This is a genomic window from Amycolatopsis sp. GA6-003, from assembly GCF_046267895.1.
Taxonomy (GTDB): Bacteria; Actinomycetota; Actinomycetes; order Mycobacteriales; family Pseudonocardiaceae; genus Amycolatopsis.
The window spans coordinates 1495064-1516683 of record NZ_CP176499.1 but is presented as its reverse complement, the minus strand read 5'-3'; the positions used below and the strand labels follow the sequence as shown (position 1 = coordinate 1516683).

Here is a 21620-nt window from a genome sequence, read left to right as displayed (position 1 = left end):
ATGACGTCGTCCCGTGAGGACCGCATCGCGGCGCTGCCCGCCCACCTGCAGGAGGCGCTGCGCCGCCGGATGGCCGGGAAAGCGGCCGGCCGCGCGCCGGAGATCCCGGCCGCCGCCGACCGTTCCGGCCCGCTGCCCCTGTCGTCCGCGCAACGGCGGCTGTGGTTTCTGAGCCGGCTCCGCCCGGACGATCCCGAGTACAACAGCGCCTTCGCCCTGCGGTTGACGGGCGAGCTGGACGTCGCCGCGCTGGCGACGGCGTTGCGGCTGCTGGTGGCTCGGCACGAACCGCTGCGCACGACCTTCGAGGAGGTCGACGGCGAACCCCGGCAGGTCGTTCAGCCGCCGTACGAAGTAGCGCTTCCGGTGGTGGATGCCGCGCCGGAAGACCTCGACGCGGTGCTGAAGGCGGAGTATTCCCGGCCGTTCGACCTCTCGCACGGGCCGGTGCTGCGTGCGGTGCTCGTCCGCCTCGGCCGGGCTGAACACGTGCTGCTGGTGTGCGTGCACCACATCGCCACCGACGGCGCGTCGATGGGCGTGCTGACCGAAGAACTCGGCCTCCTCTACCGCGACGGCGAGCGCGCGCAGCTGCCGCCGCAGCCGTTGCAGTACGCGGATTTCGCGGTCTGGCAGCACGATCGGCCGACCCGCGCGGCCGGGCTGGAGCACTGGACCCGGCAGCTGGCCGGCGTGTCCCCGCTCGACCTGCCGACCGACCGGCCGCGCCCGGCCGCCCGCGGCAGCGCAGGCGCGGTCCGCGAGTTCGGGGTTCCCGCCGACGTGGCGCGCAGGCTCGCCGAACTGGCGCGGACCTCGGAAACCACGCTGTTCACCGTGCTGCTCGCGGCCTGCCAGGCGCTGTTCGCGCGCTACACCGGGCAGGAGGACATCGCGCTCGGCACGGTCGTGTCCGGGCGGGACCGGCCGGAGCTGGAGCGGGTGGTCGGGTTCTTCGTCAACACCGTCGTCCTGCGCTCGCAGGTCGACCGGTCGGCTGCGTTCGCCGACCACCTGATCGCTGCCCGGCAGACCGTCCTGGACGCCTTCGCGCACGACGACGTCCCGTTCGAGGAGGTGGTCGACGCCGTGCACGCGGGCCGCGATCCCGGCCGCAACCCGCTGTTCGACGTCATGGTCCTGCTGCACAACGCCGCCGGGACCGGGCCGGTGTTCCCCGGGCTGGCCGCCGAACCGGCCGGGGTCGCGCGGGATTCCGCCACCTTCGACCTCACCGTCGAGTTCGAGGAATCCGGCGGCAGGCTGGCCGGGCTCGTGGAGTACAGCACCGAGCTGTTCGAGGTCGGGACGATCGACCGGCTGATCGCGCACCTGCTGCGGCTGCTGGCCGGGATCGCCGCGGACCCGGGCCGCCGGATCGCCGACCTGCCGCTGGCCACCGAGGCCGAGGAAGCCCGGCTGCTCGGCTGGCGCGGCCCGGTGCTCGACGTCGCCGACGTTGCGGACGGCACGATCGTGGACCTCCTCGACCACCAGGCCCGGACCCAGCCGACCGCGACCGCGCTGGTCTGCGGCGACGTCCGGCTGAGCTTCGCCGAACTCGCCGCCCGCACCGACGTGCTCGCCGCGGATCTCGCCGCGCGCGGCGCGGGGCCGGAGCGCGTGGTGGCGGTGCTGCTGCCGCGCTCGGCGGACGCGATCGTCGCGTTGTTCGCCGTGCTCAAGGCGGGGGCGGTGCACCAGTCGATCGATCCCGGCCTGCCCGCCGAGCGGATCGAAATGCTGCTGGCCGACACGCGGCCGGCGGTGGTGCTGGACCGCCTCGGCGGCTTCACCGACCGGCCGCGCCCGCCCGCGCCCCGGCCCTCGGACGCCGCCTACGTCATCCACACGTCCGGTTCGACCGGCACTCCCAAGGGCGTCGTGGTCGAGCACGCGGCTTTGGCCAACCTGCTGGCCAACCATCGGGCTGTCTTCGGCCGGGAACGCCTGCGGGTGGCGCTGACCGCGTCGCTCTCGTTCGACACGTCGTGGGAAGGGCCGCTGCTGCTGGCCGACGGCCACGAACTGCACCTGATCAGCGACGAAATCCGGCTCGACCCGGACGCGCTGACCCGCTACGTCCGCGAGGAACGGATCGGCTTCCTCGACGTGACCCCGTCCTACCTGCGGCAATTGCTGCCCGCCGGACTGCTCGAGGGGCAGCAGCGGCCGAGCTTCCTGATGGTCGGCGGCGAGGCCCTCGGGCCGGGCCTGTGGCGCGAACTGGCCGGATCCGGGGTGGCCGCCGGGAACTACTACGGCCCGACCGAGTCCACTGTGGACGCCACATGGGCCCCGGTGACCGGGGACCGGCCGTCGATCGGCCGTCCGCTGGGGAATGTCGGCGCGTACGTGCTCGACGACCGGCTCCGGCTCGTCCCGGCCGGGGTCCCGGGCGAACTCTGCCTCGCCGGAGCCCAGCTCGCGCGCGGCTACCTCGGCCGGCCGGGGCTGACCGCCGACCGGTTCGTGGCGAATCCCTTCGGCGCGCCCGGAACCCGGCTCTACCGGACCGGCGACCGCGCCCGCTGGACCGCCGACGGCAGGCTGGAACACCTCGGCCGCACCGACGACCAGGTCAAAGTCCGCGGCTTCCGGATCGAGCCCGGCGAGGTCGAGGCCGCGCTGCGCGCCCAGCCGGACGTGGTCGACGCCGCTGTCGACGCACGGGACGGACGCCTCGTCGCCTACCTCGTCGGCGATGCCGAACCCGCCGGGCTGCGCGCCGCGCTGACCCGGTCGCTGCCCGCCCATCTGGTGCCGTCCGCGTTCGTCCACCTCGACCGGCTTCCGCTGACGAGGCACGGAAAACTGGACCGCCGGGCGCTTCCGGAACCGGAAATCTCCGCGGCCGCGCAGTACGTCGCGCCGCGAGACGAACGCGAACGGCTCGTGACCGGCGTCTGGGCGGAAGTGCTCGGCCTGGAACGAGTCGGCGTCGAGGACGACTTCTTCGCGCTCGGCGGCGATTCGCTGCTCGGCATCCGGGTGGTCGCGCGGCTGCGGGCGGAGCTGGGCGCCGACGTCCCCGCGCGGCTGGTTTTCACCGCGCCGACCCCGGCGTTGCTGGCCGCGCAGCTGCCCGCCGCGTCCGCACCGCAGGAAGCGATCCCGGTACAGCCGCGCGGCGACGGACCGTTCCAAGCGCCGCTTTCCTTTGCCCAGCAACGGCTCTGGTTCCTCGACGAGTTCGACCCGGGCAGCACCGAATACGTCTCGCCGACCGCGCTGCGGCTGCGCGGCGAGCTGGACGTGCCCGCGCTGAACCAGGCACTCACCGCACTGGTGGCCCGGCACGAATCGCTGCGCACGACCTTCGCCACGGTCGACGGCCGCGGCGGGCAGATCGTTCACCCGCCGTACGCGGTCGACCTCCAGCCGGTCGACGGCGACCTGGCCTCGGCGCTGGCCGCCGCGACCGGCCCGGTCGACCTGCACACCGGTCCGCTGCTGCGCGCCGCGCTCACCCGCCTCGGTCCCGACGACCACGTCCTCACGCTGGTGCTGCACCACATCGTCACCGACGGCTGGTCCTCCGGCGTGCTGCTGAGCGAACTCGCCGCCTGCTACGCCGCGTTCACCCGCGGCGAGGATCCCGGGCTGCCGCCGTTGCCGGTGCAGTACGCCGATTACGCGGTCTGGCAACGCAACCGCGCCGATTTCGACGGCCAGCTCAGCTACTGGCGGCACCGCCTCGCCGGACTCGAACCGCTCGAACTGCCGACCGACCGGCCCCGTCCGGCGGTCCGCACTAAGAACGGCGCGCTGCACGAGTTCAGCGTCCCGGTCGGCACCACCGCGCGGCTGGCCGACCTGTCCCGGCAGCAGGGCAGCACGCTCTTCATGACCCTGCTCGCTGCCTGCCAGGTGCTGTTCGCGCGGTGGTCCGGACAGGACGACGTCGCGGTCGGCACCGTCGTGTCCGGCCGCGAGCGCACCGAACTGGAGGGCCTGATCGGCTTCTTCGCCAACACCCTCGTCCTGCGGTCCACAGTGGACTTGAACCGCGGCTTCGCCGATTTCCTCGGCGAAGTCCGCGACACCGTGCTCGACGCCTTCGCGCACCAGGAGGTCCCGTTCGACCGCGTCGTGGACGACGTCCAGCCCGAACGCGACCCCAGCCGCACCCCGTTGTGCCAGGTCATGGTCGTGCTGCACAACACGCCGGACGCCCGGCCCGCGCTGCCCGGGCTCGCCGTCGAGGAGGTCGCGCCGCCGATCGTGACCGCCGGATTCGACCTGGCGCTCCACTTCCAGCAGACCGCCGGGCGGCTCGACGCGGTGGTCAACTACAACACCGACCTCTTCGCCGCGGCCACGATCGAGCGGCTGAGCGAGTGGCTGCGGATCCTGCTGGCCGGGATCGCGGCGACTCCGCGGCAGCCGCTCGGCCGGCTGCCGTGGATCACCGCCGACGAGCGCGACCGCGTCCTGCGCGAGTGGAACCCGGCCGCCGTCGCGGCCCCGGAGCCGACACTGCACCGGCTTTTCGCCGCGCAAGCCGCCCGCACGCCGCACGCCGTCGCGGTGACCTGCGAAGGCGTCGAACTGACCTACCGCGAACTGGATCGGCGGGCGAACCGCTTGGCGCACCGGCTCCTCGGAGAAGGGGCCGGGCCGGAACGCCTGGTAGCCCTGCGGTTGCGCCGTTCGGCGGACCTGGTCGTCGCGATCCTCGCCGTGCTGAAAACCGGCGCGGGTTACCTGCCGATCGACCCGGACTACCCGGCCGCACGCATCGACGCGATGCTCGCCGACGCGCGGCCAGTGTGCGTCGTGGACACCGTTACGGCGGACGGCCAGCCGGACACTGATCCGGGCGTGCGAGTCCGGTCGGAGAACACCGCGTACGTCATCTACACCTCCGGCTCCACCGGCGTGCCCAAGGGCGTGCTCGTGCCGCACGCGAACGTGACCCGGCTGTTCTCCTCGACCGAGCACTGGTTCGGTTTCGGCGACCAGGACGTCTGGACGCTTTTCCACTCCTACGCGTTCGACTTCTCGGTGTGGGAGCTGTGGGGCGCGCTGCTGCACGGCGGCCGCTTGGTGGTGGTCCCCTCGGACTCGGTCCGCTCGCCGGAGGAGTTCCTGACCCTGCTGGCCGACCAGCGGGTGACCGTGCTCAACCAGACGCCGTCGGCGTTCTACCGGCTCGGCTCGCTGCCGTCGCCGCCGTTGAGCCTGCGGTACGTGATTTTCGGCGGCGAGGCCCTGGATCCGGCGCGCTTGGAAGACTGGCGACGGCGGCATCCGGACGGGCCGCGGCTGATCAACATGTACGGCATCACCGAGACCACCGTGCACGTCACGTATCGGGTGCTGGACGATCGCGCGACCGTCGGCGTGCCGATTCCGGACCTGCGCGCTTACGTCCTGGACGCCTGCCTCGAACCGGTGCCGCCCGGCGTCACCGGGGAGCTTTACGTCGCCGGTGCCGGGCTGGCGCGCGGCTATCTGAACCGGCCGGGCCTGACCGCGTCCCGGTTCGTCGCGGATCCGTTCGGCGAGCCGGGCACCCGGATGTACCGCACCGGCGACCTGCTGTGCTGGACCGCGGACGGCGAACTCGCCTACCGCGGCCGGGCCGACCACCAGGTCAAGATCCGCGGGTTCCGGATCGAGCTGGGCGAGGTCGAGGCGGCGCTGTCCGCGCACCCGGACGTGACCGGAGCGGTGGCGGTCGCGCACGGCGCCGGGGACGCCCGGCGGCTGGTCGCGTACCTGACCGGGACCGTGCCCGGAACGACGGTGCTGCGCGAATTCCTCGCCCGCTCGCTGCCCGCGCACATGATTCCCGCGGTGTTCGTCGCGCTGGACGAGCTGCCGCTCACCGCGAACGGGAAGCTCGACCGCCGAGCGCTGCCCGCACCGGGTGCGCGGGCCGAAAACCGTTATGTGGCCCCGAGGACCGAGATCGAGACCGTTCTCGCCGAGGTCTGGTCGGCGGTGCTCGGCGTGGAGCAGGTCGGCGTCGAGGACAACTTCTTCGGCCTCGGCGGCGACTCGATCCTCAGCATCCAGGTCGTGTCCCGCGCCCGCCAGGCCGGACTGGCGGTGTCGTCGAAGGATCTTTTCCAGCACCAGACCATCGCCGAGCTGGGCCGGGTCGTCACCGCAGGCGGGCCGGTCGCGCCGGCGCCGGAGCGGAGCGGGCCCGCGCCGCTCGGGCCGATCCAATCCTGGCTGTTCGAGCACCTGGCCGAACCGTGGCGGCTGACCATGTCCGTCCACCTTGTACTGTCCTCAGTGGACGTCACGCGGCTGACCGCCGCGATCGCCGACGTGACCGCTCATCATGCCGCGCTGCGGATGCGGTTCTCCCGAGCGGACGGAAACTGGCAGCAGGAACCGGCCGCGACGGAATCGGCGGATCTCCTGCGGCACGCCGATCTGTCCGAAGTGGACGACGTGGTCGCGGCGATGCACGAGGAGGCGGTGCGCGCACAGACCTCGTTGGACCTCGGCGCCGGCCCGGTGTGGCGCGCGGTCCTGTTCACCTTCCGGGACCGCTCGCCGCAGCTGTTCCTCACCGCGCACCACCTGGTCATGGACGGCGTGTCCTGGCGCGTCCTGCTGGGCGACCTCGAACGCGCCTACCGGGGCGAAGCGCTGGAACCGGTGGGCAGTTCGTTCACCCACTGGGCGCGGACGCTCGCCGAGCACGTCCGTTCCGGCGGGCTGGACGGCGAAGCGGAGTACTGGGGCAGCGTGCTGCGCGGTGTCGAGACCGCGCTCCCGGTCGACCGCGATGGGCGCAACACCGCGGAGTCGGCGCGCTCGGTGTCGGTTTTCCTCGGCCGGGCGGAGACTTCCGCGCTGTTGCAGGACGTCCCCGGCGCGTACCGGACCGAGGTCAACGACGTCCTGCTCAGCGCCCTCGCCCGCGTGCTGGCGCGCTGGACCGGCCGGTCCCAGGTCGTGCTCGAGATGGAAGGCCACGGCCGCGAGGACCTCGCCGCGCCGCTCGACCTGTCCCGGACGATCGGCTGGTTCACCGCGCAGTACCCCGTCGCGTTGACCGTGCCCGGCGAAGGCTGGGGCGAGATCCTCAAGTCGGTCAAGGAACAACTGCGCGCCATCCCGAACAAGGGCGTCGGCTACGAAGCGCTGCGCTACCTGACCGAATCCCCGCTGCGGAACGACCCGACCCCGCGGATCTCGTTCAACTACCACGGCCGCTGGGACGTCGGAACCGCCGAGGACGGGCTTTTTCAGGGCCGCGGCGAAAGCCTCGGCCACGATTCCGCGCCGGACGGCATCCGCCCGTACCTGCTGGACGTCGTCGGCGTGGTCGAATCCGGCGCACTGCACCTGACCTGGGAATACTCCGCCGAGGTGCACGACGAGGCGACTGTGCGCGGCCTGGCCGAGGCGACCGTCGAGGCGCTGCGGGAAATCATCGCGCACTGCGCGGAGGCGGGCGGCCGCACGCCGTCGGACTTCCCGCTCGCCCGGCTCGACCAGGCGGCGGTGGACCGGCTGGCCGGCGACGGCCGCGAGGTCGAGGACATCTACCCGCTGACCGCGCTGCAGGCGGGCATGGTGTTCCACAGCCTGGTCGACACCGGGTCGAGCGCGTACTTCGACCAGTTCCGGCTGCGGCTGGCCGGAGTCCGGGACCCGCGCGCGCTGGCCGAGGCCTGGCAGCGGGTGGCGGACCGGACGCCGATCCTGCGCAGCAGCACGGTGTGGGACGGCGTGGACGAACCGGTGCAGCGCGTCCATCGCGGCGTGCGGGTGCCGGTCGGGCAGCACGACTGGCGCGGTCTCTCGCCGGAGGACCAGCGGGCCGAGCTGGCGAAACTGCTCGAAGCCGATCTGGCCGCGGGCATGGACCTGACGACCCCGCCGTTGATGCGCCTGGAAATCGCCCGGGTCGCCGACGACGAGGTGCAGCTGCTGTGGACCTCGCACCACGTCCTGCTGGACGGCTGGAGCACCGCCCAGGTCTTCGCCGAGGTCTGCGAGCAGTACACGGCGATCGTCGAAGGCACGCCGGCGAAACTGACGCCGCGGCGGCCGTTCCGCGACTACCTCGCCTGGCTGTCCGAACAGGACCGGACGGCGGCGGAGGAGCACTGGCGCGACGTGCTCGACGGCTTCGCCGCGCCGACGCCGCTGCCGTACGACCGCCGTCCCACGGAGGCGCACCGAGCGGAATCCGGGGTGACGGTGCTGGTCGAACTGTCCGAAGAGGAATCAGCGGCCCTGCGCGACATGGCGAAAACCGCCGCGCTGACGGTCAATTCGGTGGTGCAGGGAGCGTGGGCGCTGCTGCTCGCGCGCTACAGCGGCGAGCCGGACGTCCTGTTCGGCACCACGGTGTCCGGACGGCCGCCCGAACTGCCCGGCGTCGAAGCGATGATCGGGATGTTCATCAACACCGTCCCGACGCGGGTGGAGGTCCGAAATGGACAGTCGGCCGCGGAATGGCTGCGCGCGATCCAGGCCGGGCAAGCGGAGGCGCGCCGGTACGACTTCCTGGCGCTTTCCCAGCTGCAGACCTTCACCGGGGTGCCAGCTGGTGCGTCGTTGTTCGACAGCGTGGTGGTTTTCGAGAACTACCCGATCGAAGACAGCGGACAGGACGGCGTCCGGGTGCTGGACGTGGAATCGCTCGACACCACCAGCTATCCGCTGAACCTGACCGCTTATCTCCACGACCGGCTCGGGCTCGAACTCTCCTACGACCCGAAGCTCTTCGACGCGTCGACCGCGCAACGGCTGGCCGGACACCTCGCTCAGCTGGTGCGTGCGATCGCCGAAGACCCGTCGCGGCGTGTCGGCTCGCTGTCGCCGCTCACTGCCGACGAACGCGACCAGGTGCTGGCTCTGGGGCAAGGCGAGACCGCCGACCTCCCGGCGGAGACGGTCCTGGAGGTCTTCGACGCGACCGTCGCGCGGAGGCCGCACGAGACCGCGTTGGTCTTCCACGACACCGTCCTGGACTTCGCGGAGGTCGACGCCCGCGCCACGCAGCTGGCGGAGGAACTCATCGAACGGGGTGCCGGTCCGGAGCGAGTGGTGGCCGTCATGCTGCCGCGTTCGGCCGAAGCTGTGATCGCGGTCCTGGCGATTTTCAAAGCGGGCGCGGTGTATCTGCCGATCGACCCGGACCTGCCGGAGGAGCGCGTCCGCTTCCTGCTGGACGACGCGCGCCCGGTGGTCGTGCTGGGCAGGCCGGACGAGAGCTATGCGCCGCCAGCACCGGTGTCGAAGCGGCCGGACGCGGACACCGCCGCGTACGTCATCTACACCTCGGGCTCGACCGGCACGCCGAAGGGTGTCGTCGTGGAGCACCGCGCGCTGGTGAACCTGTTGGTCGCGCACCGCGCGGTCTTCCTCGACCGCGGCCGGGAGCGGGCGGCGCTCACCGCGTCGCTGGCCTTCGACGCGTCCTGGGAACCGCTGCTGGCCATGATCGACGGCCACGAGCTGCACGTACTGGACGACGACACCCGCCTCGACCCGCGCGCTCTCGTCCGCGCCGTCCGCGCGCACGGGCTCAACCTGCTCGACCTCACCCCGGCCTACCTCCAGCAGCTGCTGGACGCCGGGCTGGCGACCGGCGAAGTGCGGCCGCGCACAGTGATCACCGGCGGCGAGGCGGCCACCGAAACGCTGTGGCGGCAGCTGGCCGCCTCGGACGTCACCGGCCACAACTACTACGGGCCCACCGAAGCGACCGTCGACTCGATCCACGCGCCAGTGGTCGGGGAGCAGCCGCTGATCGGCCGTCCGCTGGCCAACTTCCGCGCGTACGTCCTCGGCGACACCGGCGAACCCGTGCCGCCCGGCCTGCCCGGCGAGCTGTTCCTCGCCGGACCGCAGCTCGCGCGCGGCTACCTCGGCCGGCCGGGGCTGACCGCGGACCGGTTCGTCGCGGACCCGTTCGGCCCGCCGGGGGAGCGGATGTACCGCACCGGCGACCAGGTCCGCTGGACCGCCGAGGGCTCGCTCGACTACCTCGGCCGCGTCGACGACCAGGTCAAGATCCGCGGGTTCCGGGTCGAACCGGGGGAGATCGAGACGGTGCTGCGGCGGCATCCGGCGATCGCCGACGTCACCGTCGTCGCGCGCGAAGGCCGCCTGGTCGCGTATGTCGTCGGCGAAGCGCGGGGCTTGCGCGAGTGGACCCGCGAACGGCTGCCGGAGCACCTGGTCCCGTCGGCGTTCGTGTCCCTGGAGGCGCTCCCGCTCAACCGCAACGGCAAGCTCGACCGGCGCGCCCTGCCCGCCCCCGGCCGCGCCGGGACCGCCGAGTACGTCGCGCCGCGGACGGCCGCCGAACAGCGGCTCGCCGCGATCTGGGCGGACGTGCTCGGAATCGACCGCGTGGGCGCCGGCGACAGTTTCTTCGAACTTGGCGGCGATTCGATCCTCAGCATGCGGATCACGTCCCGGGTGCGGGCCGAATTCGGCGTCGAGGTGTCGCCGCGGATGCTGTTCTCCGCACCCACGCTGAGCCAGTTCGCCGCGGAACTGCCTGCGCGGCAAGCTGATCGGGAAGCGATCCCGGTGGTTCCGCGCGACGGCGGGCTGCCGTTGTCGTTCGCCCAGCAGCGATTGTGGTTCCTGGACGAATTCGAGCCCGGCGGCACGGAATACCTTTCCCCGACCGCTTTGCGGTTGCGCGGAGAACTCGATGTCGACGCCTTGCGGCGAGCACTGAACACGGTCGTCGCCCGGCACGAATCGCTCCGCACCACCTTCGACGCGATCGAGGGCCGCGCCGTCCAATTCGTCCACGAGCCCGCGCCGGTCGACCTCCCGGTGGCGGACTTCGACGAGGAAACCCTGGTGCGCGAAGCACGCCGGCCGTTCGACCTGCGCACCGGACCGCTGCTGCGCGCCCGGTTGTTCCGCGAGGAGCCGGGCGACCACGTCCTGCTGCTGGTGCTGCACCACATCGTCACCGACGGGTGGTCGGCCGGGGTGCTGGCCGCGGAACTGGAGACCTGCTACTCCGCCTACGTCCGCGGCGAGGAGCCCCGGCTGCCCGAACTGCCGGTGCAGTACGCGGATTTCGCCGCCTGGCAACGGGATTTCCTCGACAGCCCCGATCTCGAGGAGCAGCTCGACCACTGGCGGGACCGCCTCGCCGGGCTCGCGCCGCTCGAGCTGCCCACCGACCGGCCGCGGCCCGCGGTCCGCACGAACGAGGGCGAGTGGTTCGGCTTCGCCGTCCCCGCCGAGGTCGCGGCGAACCTCCGCGCGCTCGCGGGCGCGCAGCACGGCACCCTGTTCATGACGCTGGTCGCGGCTTTCCAGGTCGTGCTGTCGCGGTGGTGCGGCCAGGAGGACGTCGCGGTCGGCACGGTCGCCGCCGGACGGGAGCGGGCCGAACTGGAACGCCTGATCGGCTTCTTCGTCAACACGCTGGTTCTGCGGTCCACAGTGGACTCGCGCGGCTCGTTCCGGGAATTCCTCGGCGAGGTGCGCGACACCGTGCTCGACGCGTTCGCCCACCAGGACGTGCCGTTCGAACGCGTGGTGGACGCCGCCCAGCCGGTGCGCGACCCGAGCCGGACGCCGCTGTTCCAGGCCATGGTCGTGCTGCAGAACACCGGCGACCGGCCGGGCGGCGGCGCGCTCGTCGCGGAGGAAGTCGCGCTGCCCGCGACGACCGCGACTTTCGACCTGCTCGTGCAATTCGAGGAGGACGGCGGATCGCTGCACGCCGCGATCAACTACGCCACCGGCCTGTTCGACGCGACGACGATCGAGCGGTTCGCGAGCCGGTTGCTGACCGCGCTGACCGTTCTCGCCGCTCAGCCGGACCAGCCGATGGCGTCCCTGCCGCTGCTGCCGCAGGCCGAGCTGGACCAGCTGCGGGCCTGGAACGACACCGCCGCACCGGTCCCGGCGGCGTCGCTGGCGCAGTTGTTCGAAGCCCAGGTCGCGCGGACGCCGGACGCTCCGGCGCTGGTCTCCGCGGCCGGGGAGATCACTTTCGCCGAGCTGAACGCGCGGGCGAATCAGCTGGCCCGGCTGCTGATCGAGCGGGGCGCCGCGGCGGAGCGGATCGTCGCCGTCCGGCTGCCGCGCTCGCCCGCGCTCGTCGTCGCGGAACTGGCGGTGGCGAAGACCGGGGCCGCGTTCCTCCCGGTCGACCCGGGCTATCCGGCCGAGCGCATCGAGTTCATGCTCCGCGACGCCGACCCGGTCTTCGTCGTGGACGGCGAACTCGACGCCGGGCAGTACGCGGACACGAACCCCGGCGTCCCCGCCGACCCGGACCAACCGGCGTACGTGATCTACACGTCCGGTTCGACCGGCCGTCCCAAGGGCGTGGTGGTGCCGAACGCCGGCCTGGCTTCGTTCTCCGCCGCCGAGATCGAGCATTTCCAGGTCCGGCCGGGCGACCGGGTGCTGGCGTTCAGCTCGCCCAGCTTCGACGCCTCGGTGCTGGAACTCTGCCTGTCGCTGCCCGCCGGCGCCGCGCTCGTCGTGCCGCCGGAGGGTCCGCTGCTCGGCGCGCAGCTGGCCGAAGTGCTGGCGGCGCAACGGATCACGCACGCGCTCTTCCCGCCGGTCGCGCTGGCGACGGTGCCCGACGTGCCGCTGCCGGACCTGCGCACCGTCGTGGTCGGCGGGGACGTCTGCCCGGCCGAGCTGGTCTCCCGCTGGGCGCCGGGGCGGCGGATGATCAACGCGTACGGGCCCACCGAGACCACCGTGGTGACCTCGTGGAGCGAACCGCTGGCGCCCGGCGGGACGGCGCCGATCGGCAGACCGATCCGGAACACCGAGGTGCACGTGCTCGACGCCGGCCTGCGCGAGGTGCCGATCGGGTCGGCGGGGGAGCTGTATGTCCGCAGCATCGGCCTGGCGCGCGGCTACCTGTCCCGGCCCGGCCTCACCGCCGACCGGTTCGTCGCGGATCCGTTCGGACCGCCCGGGTCGCGGATGTACCGCACCGGCGACGTCGTCCGGCAGCTCGCTTCGGGCGAGCTGGAGTTCGCCGGGCGGGCGGACGACCAGGTCAAGATCCGCGGGTTCCGCGTCGAACTCGGCGAGATCGAGGCGGCCCTGCGGCGGCATCCCGCGGTTCGCGAGGCCGTGGTGGTGGCCCGGGAGGCCGGCGGGCACAAGCGGCTGGTCGCCTACGTCGTCGGAGAAACGGCTCAGCTGCGCGCTTTCCTGGGCGAGACGCTGCCGGATTACCTGGTCCCGTCCGTGTTCGTGCCGCTCGATTCGGTGCCGGTGAGCCCCAACGGGAAGATCGACCGCGCCGCGCTGCCCGCCCCGGACCTGTCCGCGCTGCAGACCGCCGAATACGTCGCCCCGAGCACGGACCTGGAAGAACTGCTGGCGAACGTCTGGGCGGAGGTGCTCGGGGTTCCGCGGGTCGGCGCCGCGGACAACTTCTTCGAACTCGGCGGGGATTCGCTGCTCAGCATCCAGGTCGTGCACCGCGCGCGGCAGGCCGGGCTGGCGATGCGGTCGAAGGACCTGTTCACCCACCAGACGGTCGCCGAGCTGGCCCGGGTGGTCCAGCCCGCCGATTCGGCCGAGGACGATCGCGAAGCCGTGGTCGGGGCCGTTCCGCTGACGCCGATCCAGCGCTGGTTCCTCGACGCCTCGCCGGCGAACCCCGCGCACTTCAACCAGTCCGTGCTGATCGAGCTGAACGGCCCGGTCGACGAGGAAGTGCTGCGCCAGGCCGTCGATGCGCTGGTGGCGCACCACGACGCGTTGCGCCTGCGCTTCGAGCGGACCGCCGGCGGATGGGTCCAGCACAACGACCCGGTCGCCCCCGGTTCTGTTCTCCGCCGGGTGTCCACTGTGGATCTGGAGCGGGCCGCGGACGCCGCCCAGGCGAGTTTCGACCTGGCCCGGCCGCCGCACCTGCGGGCGCTGGTGTCGGATTCCGCGGAGAACCTGTGCCTTTTCCTGGTCGCGCACCACCTGGTGGTCGACGCCGTCTCGTGGGGCATCCTGCTGGAAGACCTCGAACGGGCCTACCGGCAGATCGAAGCCGGGGAAAAGCCGGACCTGGGCCCGAAAACGACGTCGTTCCGGGACTGGGCGCACCGCCTGCGTTCCTATGCCGAATCCGGCGCGCTGGACGGGGAACGGGCGCATTGGGCCCGCGCGCTGCCCGGCTGCGAGATCCCGGTGGACCGGACGGGGGCGGCTCCGCAACCGCAGCAGCTGGTGTCGGTCCGCGTCGGCGAACGGGACACCGACGCCCTGCTGCACCTGGCGCCGGGCGCCTACCGGACGCGGATCAACGACGTCCTGCTGACCGCGCTGGCCTGGACGCTCACCCGCTGGACCGGCGAACCGGCGGTGGCGGTCGACCTCGAAGGCCACGGCCGGGAGGAAATCCTGGACGACGTCGACCTGACCCGCACGGTCGGCTGGTTCACGACGCTGTTCCCGGTCGCGCTGGAGGTCGATCCGGCGGCGAGCTGGCGGACCCTGGTGAAATCGGTCCGCAGGCAGCTGCGCGCGGTGCCGGGCAACGGGTTCGGCCACGGCGTCCTGCGCTGCTTCCGCTTCCCGGACCTCGGCCGGTCCGCGCCGCGGGTCGCGTTCAACTACCTGGGACAAGGCGAGAACACCGGCTCCGGCGACGGCCTGTTCCGGCGCTCGCTCCCGCCGCTGGGCCGGGACCAGGACCCGGCGAACCGGTCGCCGCACGCGCTGGAGGTCGTCGGCGGGGTGCGGGAGGGGCAGCTGGAATTCTCGTGGTACTACCAGCCGGACCAGCACGCCCGGGAGACGGTGGCCGGGGTGGCGGCGGGATTCGCGGACGCACTGCGCGCCATCGCGGCGGACTGCCGGGGTGAGCAGGCGTGACCGGGGCTCTCGGGGGCTGCCGCGCAGGGGGGCACGGGTTCGCTGCGGTCGGTTCGGTGGGCACTGCTGCTGTTGTGGGCCGGGGGCCGGGCGGGGTTTGTGGCGGGAGTCGTCGTGCCGCTGGTTGCGGGTGCGCCGCGGCCGATGTCGTGGGTGCGGTGAGTGTTGCTGCCGTGGAGGGCCGGGCGCCGGGCGGGGTTCTCGGGGGCCGCCGCGCAGCGGGGCACGGGTTCGCTGCGATCGGTTCGGTGCGCACTGCTGCTGTTGTGGGCCGGGTGCCGGGCGGGGTTTGTGGCGGGAGTCGTCGTGCCGCTGGTTGCGGGTGCGCCGCGGCCGATGTCGTGGGTGCGGCGGGCGTTGCTTCCGCTGAGAGCCGAGCGACGAGCCGGACGATCGGCGGCAACCGAGCGCGGTATGCGGGTCAGGTGGGCGTTGCCGCTGAGCCGGATGTGCCTGGGGCTCGCGTCGCGGGAGTTGCGAGCGGGCTTGCCGGGAGTTGCCGAGCGCGGTGCTCGGGCGAGGTGGGCTGCGCTGCCGAGTTCGGGGCTGCCGCGGCGGGTGGCGCGGGAGTTCGGGGAGGCGGGGCATGAGCGGGATCGCGGGCAATCGCGACTATCGGCTTCTCTGGACGGGGCAGGTCGTGTCCGAGGCCGGGTTCAACACGACCACCATCGCCTTTCCGCTGCTGGTGCTGGCGCTCACCGGGTCGGCGGCGCAGTCCGGGCTCGTGCTCGGGGCGGTCGCGATCAGCCAGCTGGTCGCCGGGCTGCCCGCCGGGGCGTTGGTGGACCGGTGGCCGCGGAAGCGGATCATGCTCGGGTGCGAGGCGGTGCAGGCGGTCGCCGCGGGCGGGCTGGTGCTCGCGTTGCACTGGGGCGTCGCGCAGGTGTGGATGCTGGTGGCGGTCGCCGTCGTGATGGGGTTGAGCCGGGCGTTGTTCGAGCCGGCGGAGGAAGCGAGCCTGCCGAAACTGGTGGCGGAGGAGCAGGTGCCTTCGGCGGTGGCGATGAACGCCGCCCGGACCAGCGCGGGGCAGTTGTCCGGGACCGCGCTCGGCGGGTTTCTCTTCGCGGTGGGGCGGGTGGTTCCGTTCCTCTTCGACGTGGTCGCGCACGTGTTCGCGTTCGTGTCGCTGGTGTTCGTGCGGCTGCCCAAGGAGCCGGAGCGGACGGAGGGCGGGCCGCGGCATCTGGGGCGGGAGATCGTCGAGGGGCTGCGGTGGGTGTGGGGGCGGGCTTCGCTGCGGGTGACGGTCTTGTGCGTGGTCAGTTTGAATTTGTTTTTTTCCGCTTATTATTTGGTGATTATCGTGCTGGCCAGTGAGCGCGGAGTGCCCTCCGGGGAGATTGGCGTGATGGCGGCTATGCTGGGCGCCGGGGGGATCTTGGGGTCGTTGGCCGCGCCTTATCTGCATCGGTGGCTCAGTGCTTACGGTCTCGTGATCGGGGTTTTTTGGGCGTTGACTTTGCTGACTCCGCTGGCCGTGTTCGTTCATAATGGGTATGTGATGGGGGTGTTGTTCGCGGGGATTGCGTTTTTGCCGCCGGGGGCTAATACTGCGATCGCGACCTATCAGTTGTTGTCCACTCCGGATGGGTTGCGGGGGCGGCTTGGCGGGGTGATCGGGGTGACCGGCGGGTTGGCTGCCGCGGCTGGGCCCGCGTTGGGCGGGTGGCTGGTTGAGGCGTTGCCCGCGGTTCCGGCTGTGTTGGTGTGCAGCGGGGCTATTGCGGTGGTTACTTTGTTGACTACGTTCAGCCGGACTTTGCGGGGGTTGCCCGCGGCGGGTCGGGTTCTCGAGGCTTCTCAGTGACGGACGAAAGGGAGATGTGATGGACGACGGTGCCGTTTTTCAGGTTTTGGTCAATGACGAGGAGCAGTATTCGTTGTGGCCCGCGGACAAGGAGGTTCCTGCCGGGTGGCGGCCGGACGGGATGCGGGGGAGCCGGGAGGAGTGCATGAGCCACGTGGACGAGGTGTGGACGGATATGCGGCCTCGTTCTCTTCGGGAGAGGATGGCTGCTGAGTAGGGGTTTGGCTCGTCGCCCTGGCGGGCGACATTGCTGCGGGGTTGCGTGGGGCACCCCGAAGCTTGATTGTGCTGACGGTTCGGGGGTGCTTGTCAAGGCGGGAAAGATGCCTTGACAAGCACCCCCGAACCGCAGGGAGGCTTCGTGTCGGGGTGCGGGGGAGGGGCTGGGTGCCTCGCTGTTTGGGTGCAGCGGCGGCGGTTTAGGGCTGGGTGCCTCGCTCGTTGGGTGCAGTGGCGGCGGTTTTCGGGACGTGAGGGGAGCCCTGAGGGAATTGCATTCCCTCAGGGCTCCCTCTTTTTCTGTTACGGCAGGGTCAGTCCGTAGGCGCTCAGTGCGGCTGGGACTGGCTGGAAGAAGGTTTCTCCGCCGGAGTTGCAGTCTCCGCTGCCACCCGAGGTGAGGCCCAGTGCGGTGGCTCCGTCGAAGAGCGAGCCGCCGCTGTCGCCGGGTTCTGCGCAGACTGTGGTGTCGATCAGGCCGCTTACGCTGCCTTCCTGGTAGTTCACCGTGGCGTCCAGTGCGGTGACCTGGCCGTCGTGCACGCCGGTCGTCGAGCCGCTGCGGGTGACGGTTTCGCCTACTGTCGCGTCGCCTGCCGCGGTGATTTGCTGGCCGGTGTTCACGGCGCTCGGGGCGTCCACGCCGGGGTCGTAGGTGGCGTAGGAGTAGTCCGTGCCCGGGAAGTTCGCGCCGGACGTGCTGGCGATGTGCTGCGAGTTGCCCTGGTCGGCCCACCAGTCGTTGGTGGCCACGCCGCAGTGGCCGGCCGTGAGGATCGCGGCCTGGCCGCCCGAGGTGTGCACGTTGAAGCCCAGCGAGCAGCGCAGGCCCTGGCCCCAGATCGCGTCGCCGCCGCTGATCAGCGGGCGCAGTTCGCCCTTTGTCCGGGCGAAACGGGCCTTGTCGCCGAAGCGGTGCACGGCGGTGGTCACCTGGGCGAGCTTGGCTCCGGTCACCGTCGAGTCGGCGGTGACGAGCACCTGGCCGGTTCGCGGGTCGACGCGCCACGCGGTGCCGGGGACGCTCGCCGTGCGGGCGAGCTCCGCGGTGACCGCTTTCAGTTGCGACGCACGGTATTTCACGAACTTCGGCGTCGCGCCGGCCGCGCGGACCTGGTCGGCGGCAGCCTGGTCGGTGACGGTCACCGTCAGGCTCGAGGTGGCTTTGTCGTAGAACGAGCCCACGGTGCGGTCGCCGAGCGACTTCGCGATGCTGGCGGACATGGCGGTCGCGGCTCTCGCGTTCAGCGGCGCCGCCGAGGGCTGCGCGGCCGCGACGCCCGAGGCGGCGAAAACTGATCCAGCGGCCAGAACCGCCGCGGCGAAGGCGGCGGTGCCGCGTCCGCGTCTTTGACTGAGTGCTGGGATCATGCACATCTCCGTTTCTCGCGAATAGGACGATGGCGCGCCGCGGTCAGCGAATGCGGGCGCAATTCGCAGTTTAGGGACGCCGGGCAATCGCTTATACCCACGAAAGTCGCGAATCCCGTTCGGTTTTGCTGTTCAGTGGCGCCCGCCGTCCGCTGAACGGAAGTCCTTGCCTCATTAGCGGCGCGCTGAACTGCGCGGATGCTGAACCGGAACCGCTTATTCCGCGTTCGGTTCATCCCGGTAATCGAAGTTCGTGCCGCCGCGCACGGTTCGGCTTCCGGCCTTGTCCCTCCTTTCGACGGTGTTCGTACTCCGGCGGCCCTGGGACTCTGTGGTTTCCGTCGCGGGCCCGGCGCCCGCGAAGTCGTCCCCCGGCCGTATCCCGGGCCGAACTCCACTCCCGCGATCGGCGGGAATGGCTGCTATGGAAGGGAAAACGATGCGGAAAATCATGCTGGCGGTGATGGGCGCGGCGGCCCTGCTGTTCGGAGCCGCCGCACCGGCGGTCGCGGCGCAGCCGGCCATCATCGGAGGCAGCGACGCCACCGAAACCTACTCGTTCATGGTGTCCCTGGACAACGGCTGCGGCGGAAGCCTCGTCGCGCCCCAGTGGATCATCACCGCGCACCACTGCGGGTACGCCTCGCAGGCGCGGATCGGTTCCACCGACATCAACTCCGGCGAAGTCGGCCAGATCGACAACGTGATCACCAATCAGGGCACCGATCTCACCATGATGCACCTGAGCCAGCCCGCCCAGTCCGCGCCGGTCGCGATGGCGCAGAGCAACCCGGCGCCGGGAACGGGCGCGCGGCTGCTCGGCTGGGGCTGCACGAGCTGGCCCAACTGCCAGACGCCGCAAACCCTGCAGCAGATCGACCTTCAGGTCCTCGACAGCAGTGCGTGCGCGGAGGGCGGCGGCGGCGCGGGCGACGTCTGCATCTCCGGCGACTACGCGCATTCCGCGTGCCACGGCGATTCGGGCGGCCCGGCGATCGTCGGCACCACCGGGAACTGGACGCTGGTAGGCGAAACCCACGGCCCCGGCGACAACGGCGGCGAATGCGCCACCACCACGCTCTACACCGGCATCGCCCAGTACCAGTCGTGGATCCAGCAGCAGATCGGAAGCTGACCCCTGCCCCGGAAACCCTCGTGTGGAGAGGAAAAACCATGACCCTGCACCGCTTTGGCCGCCTGGCCGCGGGCGCGGCCGTCGCGCTGGCGCTGCCGCTGACCGGAGCCGTCCCGGCCTCGGCCGCCCCGCTGGACGCGGTCGAACTCTACTACGACGCCAGCGGCCTGCCCGACTACCAGTCCGAGGCCGCCCAAGCCGCGGCGAACTGGAACAACTCGGTGCACAACGTCCACCTGAACAGCGGCGGCGCCGCCACGATCATCATGCACGAAACCACCGGCGGCGGCTCCTACACGCAAACCGACGGCCACGGCACCGGCGACATCTACATCGACACCCAGCAGGTCGCCGAGGGCAACGACCCGACCCGGATCATCGCCCACGAGATCGGCCACAACCTCGGCCTCCCCGACCACTACGAGGGCCCGTGCTCGGAACTGATGTCCGGCCACGGCCCGGGAATCACGTGCAAGAACGCGATGCCCGACGCCCAGGAGGCGGCCCAGGTGGAGGCCAACTTCGCCAACGGGTTCGTGACGGTTAGGCTGCCGGACAAGCACATCTACCGCTGATCCCGCGGAGCGTGCCCGGCGCGCGGATCGCGGCGGAGTGATCGGCGTTTGGCCGGGTTCGGTTGCGGGAAACAAGATTTTTGTTGGTACGGCGGTGCTCGCCGGAAGCGTGCTGCTTCCGTCGAGCGCCGCCGTGGCTCAGGCGTGTGCAGTCGCCACATCGCTGAAAATTCCCGGTGCGCGGGTCGCGGTGCTGCGGTCGGCGTTGGCCGGGTTCGGTTGTGGGCAAGAAGATTGCCGTTGATACGGCGACGCTCGCCGGAAGCAGCACGCGTCCGGCGAGCACCGCCGTGGCTCAGGCGCGGGCCACCTCCACATCGTCCAGAATCCCCAGCGCGTCCGGCACCAGGACCGCGACCGAGTGGTAGGCACTGACCAAATAGGACGAGACCGCGCGGTCGTTGATGCCCATGAACCGCACATTCAGGCCCGGCCGGTATTCGTCGGCGAGGGATTTCGGCCGCAATCCGATGACGCCCGCGTCGTCTTCCCCGGTGCGCATCGCCAGCACCGAAGTGGCGCCCGCCTCGCTCACCGGGATTTTGTCGCACGGCAGGATCGGGACCCCGCGCCACGCCATCACGCGTTTCCCGTTCACCACGACCGGCTCCGGGTAAATGCCCGCCCTCGTGCATTCCCGGCCGATCGCCGCGATCGCCCGCGGATGGGCGAGGAACAAGCGCGTTTTGCGCCGGCGGCAGAGCAGTTCGTCCAGATCTCCCGGCGTCGGCGGGCCGGTGCGCGTGGTGATCCGGTTTTTGAGGTCGGCATTGTGCAGCAGGCCGAAATCCGGGTTGTTGACCAGTTCGTGCTCCTGCCGTTCCCGCAGCGCTTCGACGGTGAGCCGCAATTGCTGCTCGAACTGGTTCATCGGGTCGTTGTACAGATCGGTGACGCGCGTGTGCACCCGCAGGACCGTTTGCGCCACCGCGAGGTCGTACTCGCGCGGCGACGGCTCGTAGTCGACGTAGGTCCCGGCGAGGACCGGTTCGCCGTCGTGGCCCGCGGACAGGGCGATGTTCGCCTCGCCCTTGTGGTTCTGCGGTTTCCGCGGCTGGGACGCGGCCTGGGCGACGTGCGCGCGCAGCGAATCGAGCCTGCCGTTGAGCCGGGCGTACGAACCGGCGGGCAGCACGAGGGCGACCACCCTGGTGGCGGCGCGGGCGGTGAACCTCCAGGCGGCGTCGTCCCCGGTGAGCAGCTCGCCGCCGAAATGATCGCCGTCGGTGGAGGTGCCCAGGAGGGTCTCGGCGCCGTACTGCCCGGGGCCGTGCCGGGTGACCTTGCCGTGCACGACGAGCACGAGCTGGTCCAGCGCCTGCCCGGCGGTGACGAGCGTGGCGCCCGCCTCGTACTCGCGCTGTTCGAACGCGTCGGCCAGCGCGCCGAGCGCCGTTTCGTCGGCGAACCCGCGCAGCAGCTCGATTTCGGTCAGCTCCAGCGGGACGACCTGCACCCGCGCTCCGGTCTGGAAGAAGCTCACCTTGCCGTCGCCGACGGTGTAGGTGAGCCGCCGGTTGACCCGGTAGCTGCCGCCGGGCACCTCGACCCACGGCAGCTGCGACAGCAGCCACCGCGGGGTGATCGAGCGCATCTGCGGCAGCGACTTGGTGGTCGTGGCGAGGGTGCGGGCCGCCTTGACGCCGAGGGAGAGCTGCTGCTCCTGGGGTTCCGCGTGTTCCGTGACGGGCACCGG

At 71.5% G+C, this 21620-nt stretch carries 8 protein-coding genes; 6 read left to right on the top strand and 2 right to left on the bottom strand.

Annotated elements, in window-relative coordinates:
• The 3 genes from F9C12_RS06380 to F9C12_RS06370 all read left to right on the top strand — a co-directional run bounded on the left by F9C12_RS06380 (position 1) and on the right by F9C12_RS06370 (position 16841).
• Positions 1-14811: a non-ribosomal peptide synthase/polyketide synthase gene (locus F9C12_RS06380; RefSeq protein WP_409465147.1), complete on the top strand. Its 14811-nt coding sequence runs from the start codon at positions 1-3 to the stop codon at positions 14809-14811.
• Between the two features lie 586 nt (positions 14812-15397).
• Positions 15398-16624 (top strand): MFS transporter, encoded by a 1227-nt coding sequence (locus tag F9C12_RS06375; RefSeq protein WP_409181042.1) that lies wholly within the window; start codon positions 15398-15400, stop codon positions 16622-16624.
• Between the two features lie 19 nt (positions 16625-16643).
• Entirely contained in the window at positions 16644-16841 is a 198-nt protein-coding gene (locus tag F9C12_RS06370; RefSeq protein WP_409181041.1) for an MbtH family protein, read from the top strand.
• Between the two features lie 305 nt (positions 16842-17146).
• On the opposite strand, the gene F9C12_RS06365 is transcribed toward F9C12_RS06370, so the two are convergent.
• The gene (locus F9C12_RS06365) at positions 17147-18067 is read right to left on the bottom strand and encodes a S1 family peptidase (RefSeq protein WP_409181040.1); all 921 of its coding nucleotides are present in this window, start codon (positions 18065-18067) and stop codon (positions 17147-17149) included.
• Here F9C12_RS06365 and F9C12_RS06360 point away from each other — a divergent pair.
• From F9C12_RS06360 to F9C12_RS06350, 3 genes are all read left to right on the top strand, one after another.
• Positions 18066-18197 carry a hypothetical protein gene (locus F9C12_RS06360; RefSeq protein WP_409181039.1) on the top strand — a complete coding sequence of 44 codons (132 nt, stop codon included), beginning with the start codon at positions 18066-18068 and terminating at the stop codon, positions 18195-18197. The two genes, F9C12_RS06365 and F9C12_RS06360, sit on opposite strands and share 2 nt — an antisense overlap.
• 456 nt (positions 18198-18653) lie before the next feature.
• Positions 18654-19349, top strand: a complete 696-nt coding sequence (locus F9C12_RS06355) for a S1 family peptidase (RefSeq protein WP_409465146.1) — start codon at positions 18654-18656, stop codon at positions 19347-19349.
• Between the two features lie 38 nt (positions 19350-19387).
• Positions 19388-19924 carry a snapalysin family zinc-dependent metalloprotease gene (locus F9C12_RS06350; RefSeq protein WP_409181037.1) on the top strand — a complete coding sequence of 179 codons (537 nt, stop codon included), beginning with the start codon at positions 19388-19390 and terminating at the stop codon, positions 19922-19924.
• A 295-nt stretch (positions 19925-20219) separates the two neighbouring features.
• On the opposite strand, the gene F9C12_RS06345 is transcribed toward F9C12_RS06350, so the two are convergent.
• A complete protein-coding gene (locus F9C12_RS06345; RefSeq protein WP_409465145.1) occupies positions 20220-21617 on the bottom strand; it encodes a family 2B encapsulin nanocompartment shell protein in 1398 nt (465 codons plus the stop codon).
• Between the last annotated feature and the right edge of the window lie 3 nt (positions 21618-21620).

What these genes read in the sequence shown, in the direction of transcription:
- F9C12_RS06380 (WP_409465147.1), top strand. Translation starts at nt 1, where the DNA reads ATGACGTCGTCCCGTGAGGACCGCATCGCGGCGCTGCCCGCCCACCTG.
- F9C12_RS06375 (WP_409181042.1), top strand. Translation starts at nt 15,398, where the DNA reads ATGAGCGGGATCGCGGGCAATCGCGACTATCGGCTTCTCTGGACGGGG.
- F9C12_RS06370 (WP_409181041.1), top strand. Translation starts at nt 16,644, where the DNA reads ATGGACGACGGTGCCGTTTTTCAGGTTTTGGTCAATGACGAGGAGCAG.
- F9C12_RS06360 (WP_409181039.1), top strand. Translation starts at nt 18,066, where the DNA reads ATGGCGGTCGCGGCTCTCGCGTTCAGCGGCGCCGCCGAGGGCTGCGCG.
- F9C12_RS06365 (WP_409181040.1), bottom strand. Translation starts at nt 18,067, where the DNA reads ATGTCCGCCAGCATCGCGAAGTCGCTCGGCGACCGCACCGTGGGCTCG.
- F9C12_RS06355 (WP_409465146.1), top strand. Translation starts at nt 18,654, where the DNA reads ATGCGGAAAATCATGCTGGCGGTGATGGGCGCGGCGGCCCTGCTGTTC.
- F9C12_RS06350 (WP_409181037.1), top strand. Translation starts at nt 19,388, where the DNA reads ATGACCCTGCACCGCTTTGGCCGCCTGGCCGCGGGCGCGGCCGTCGCG.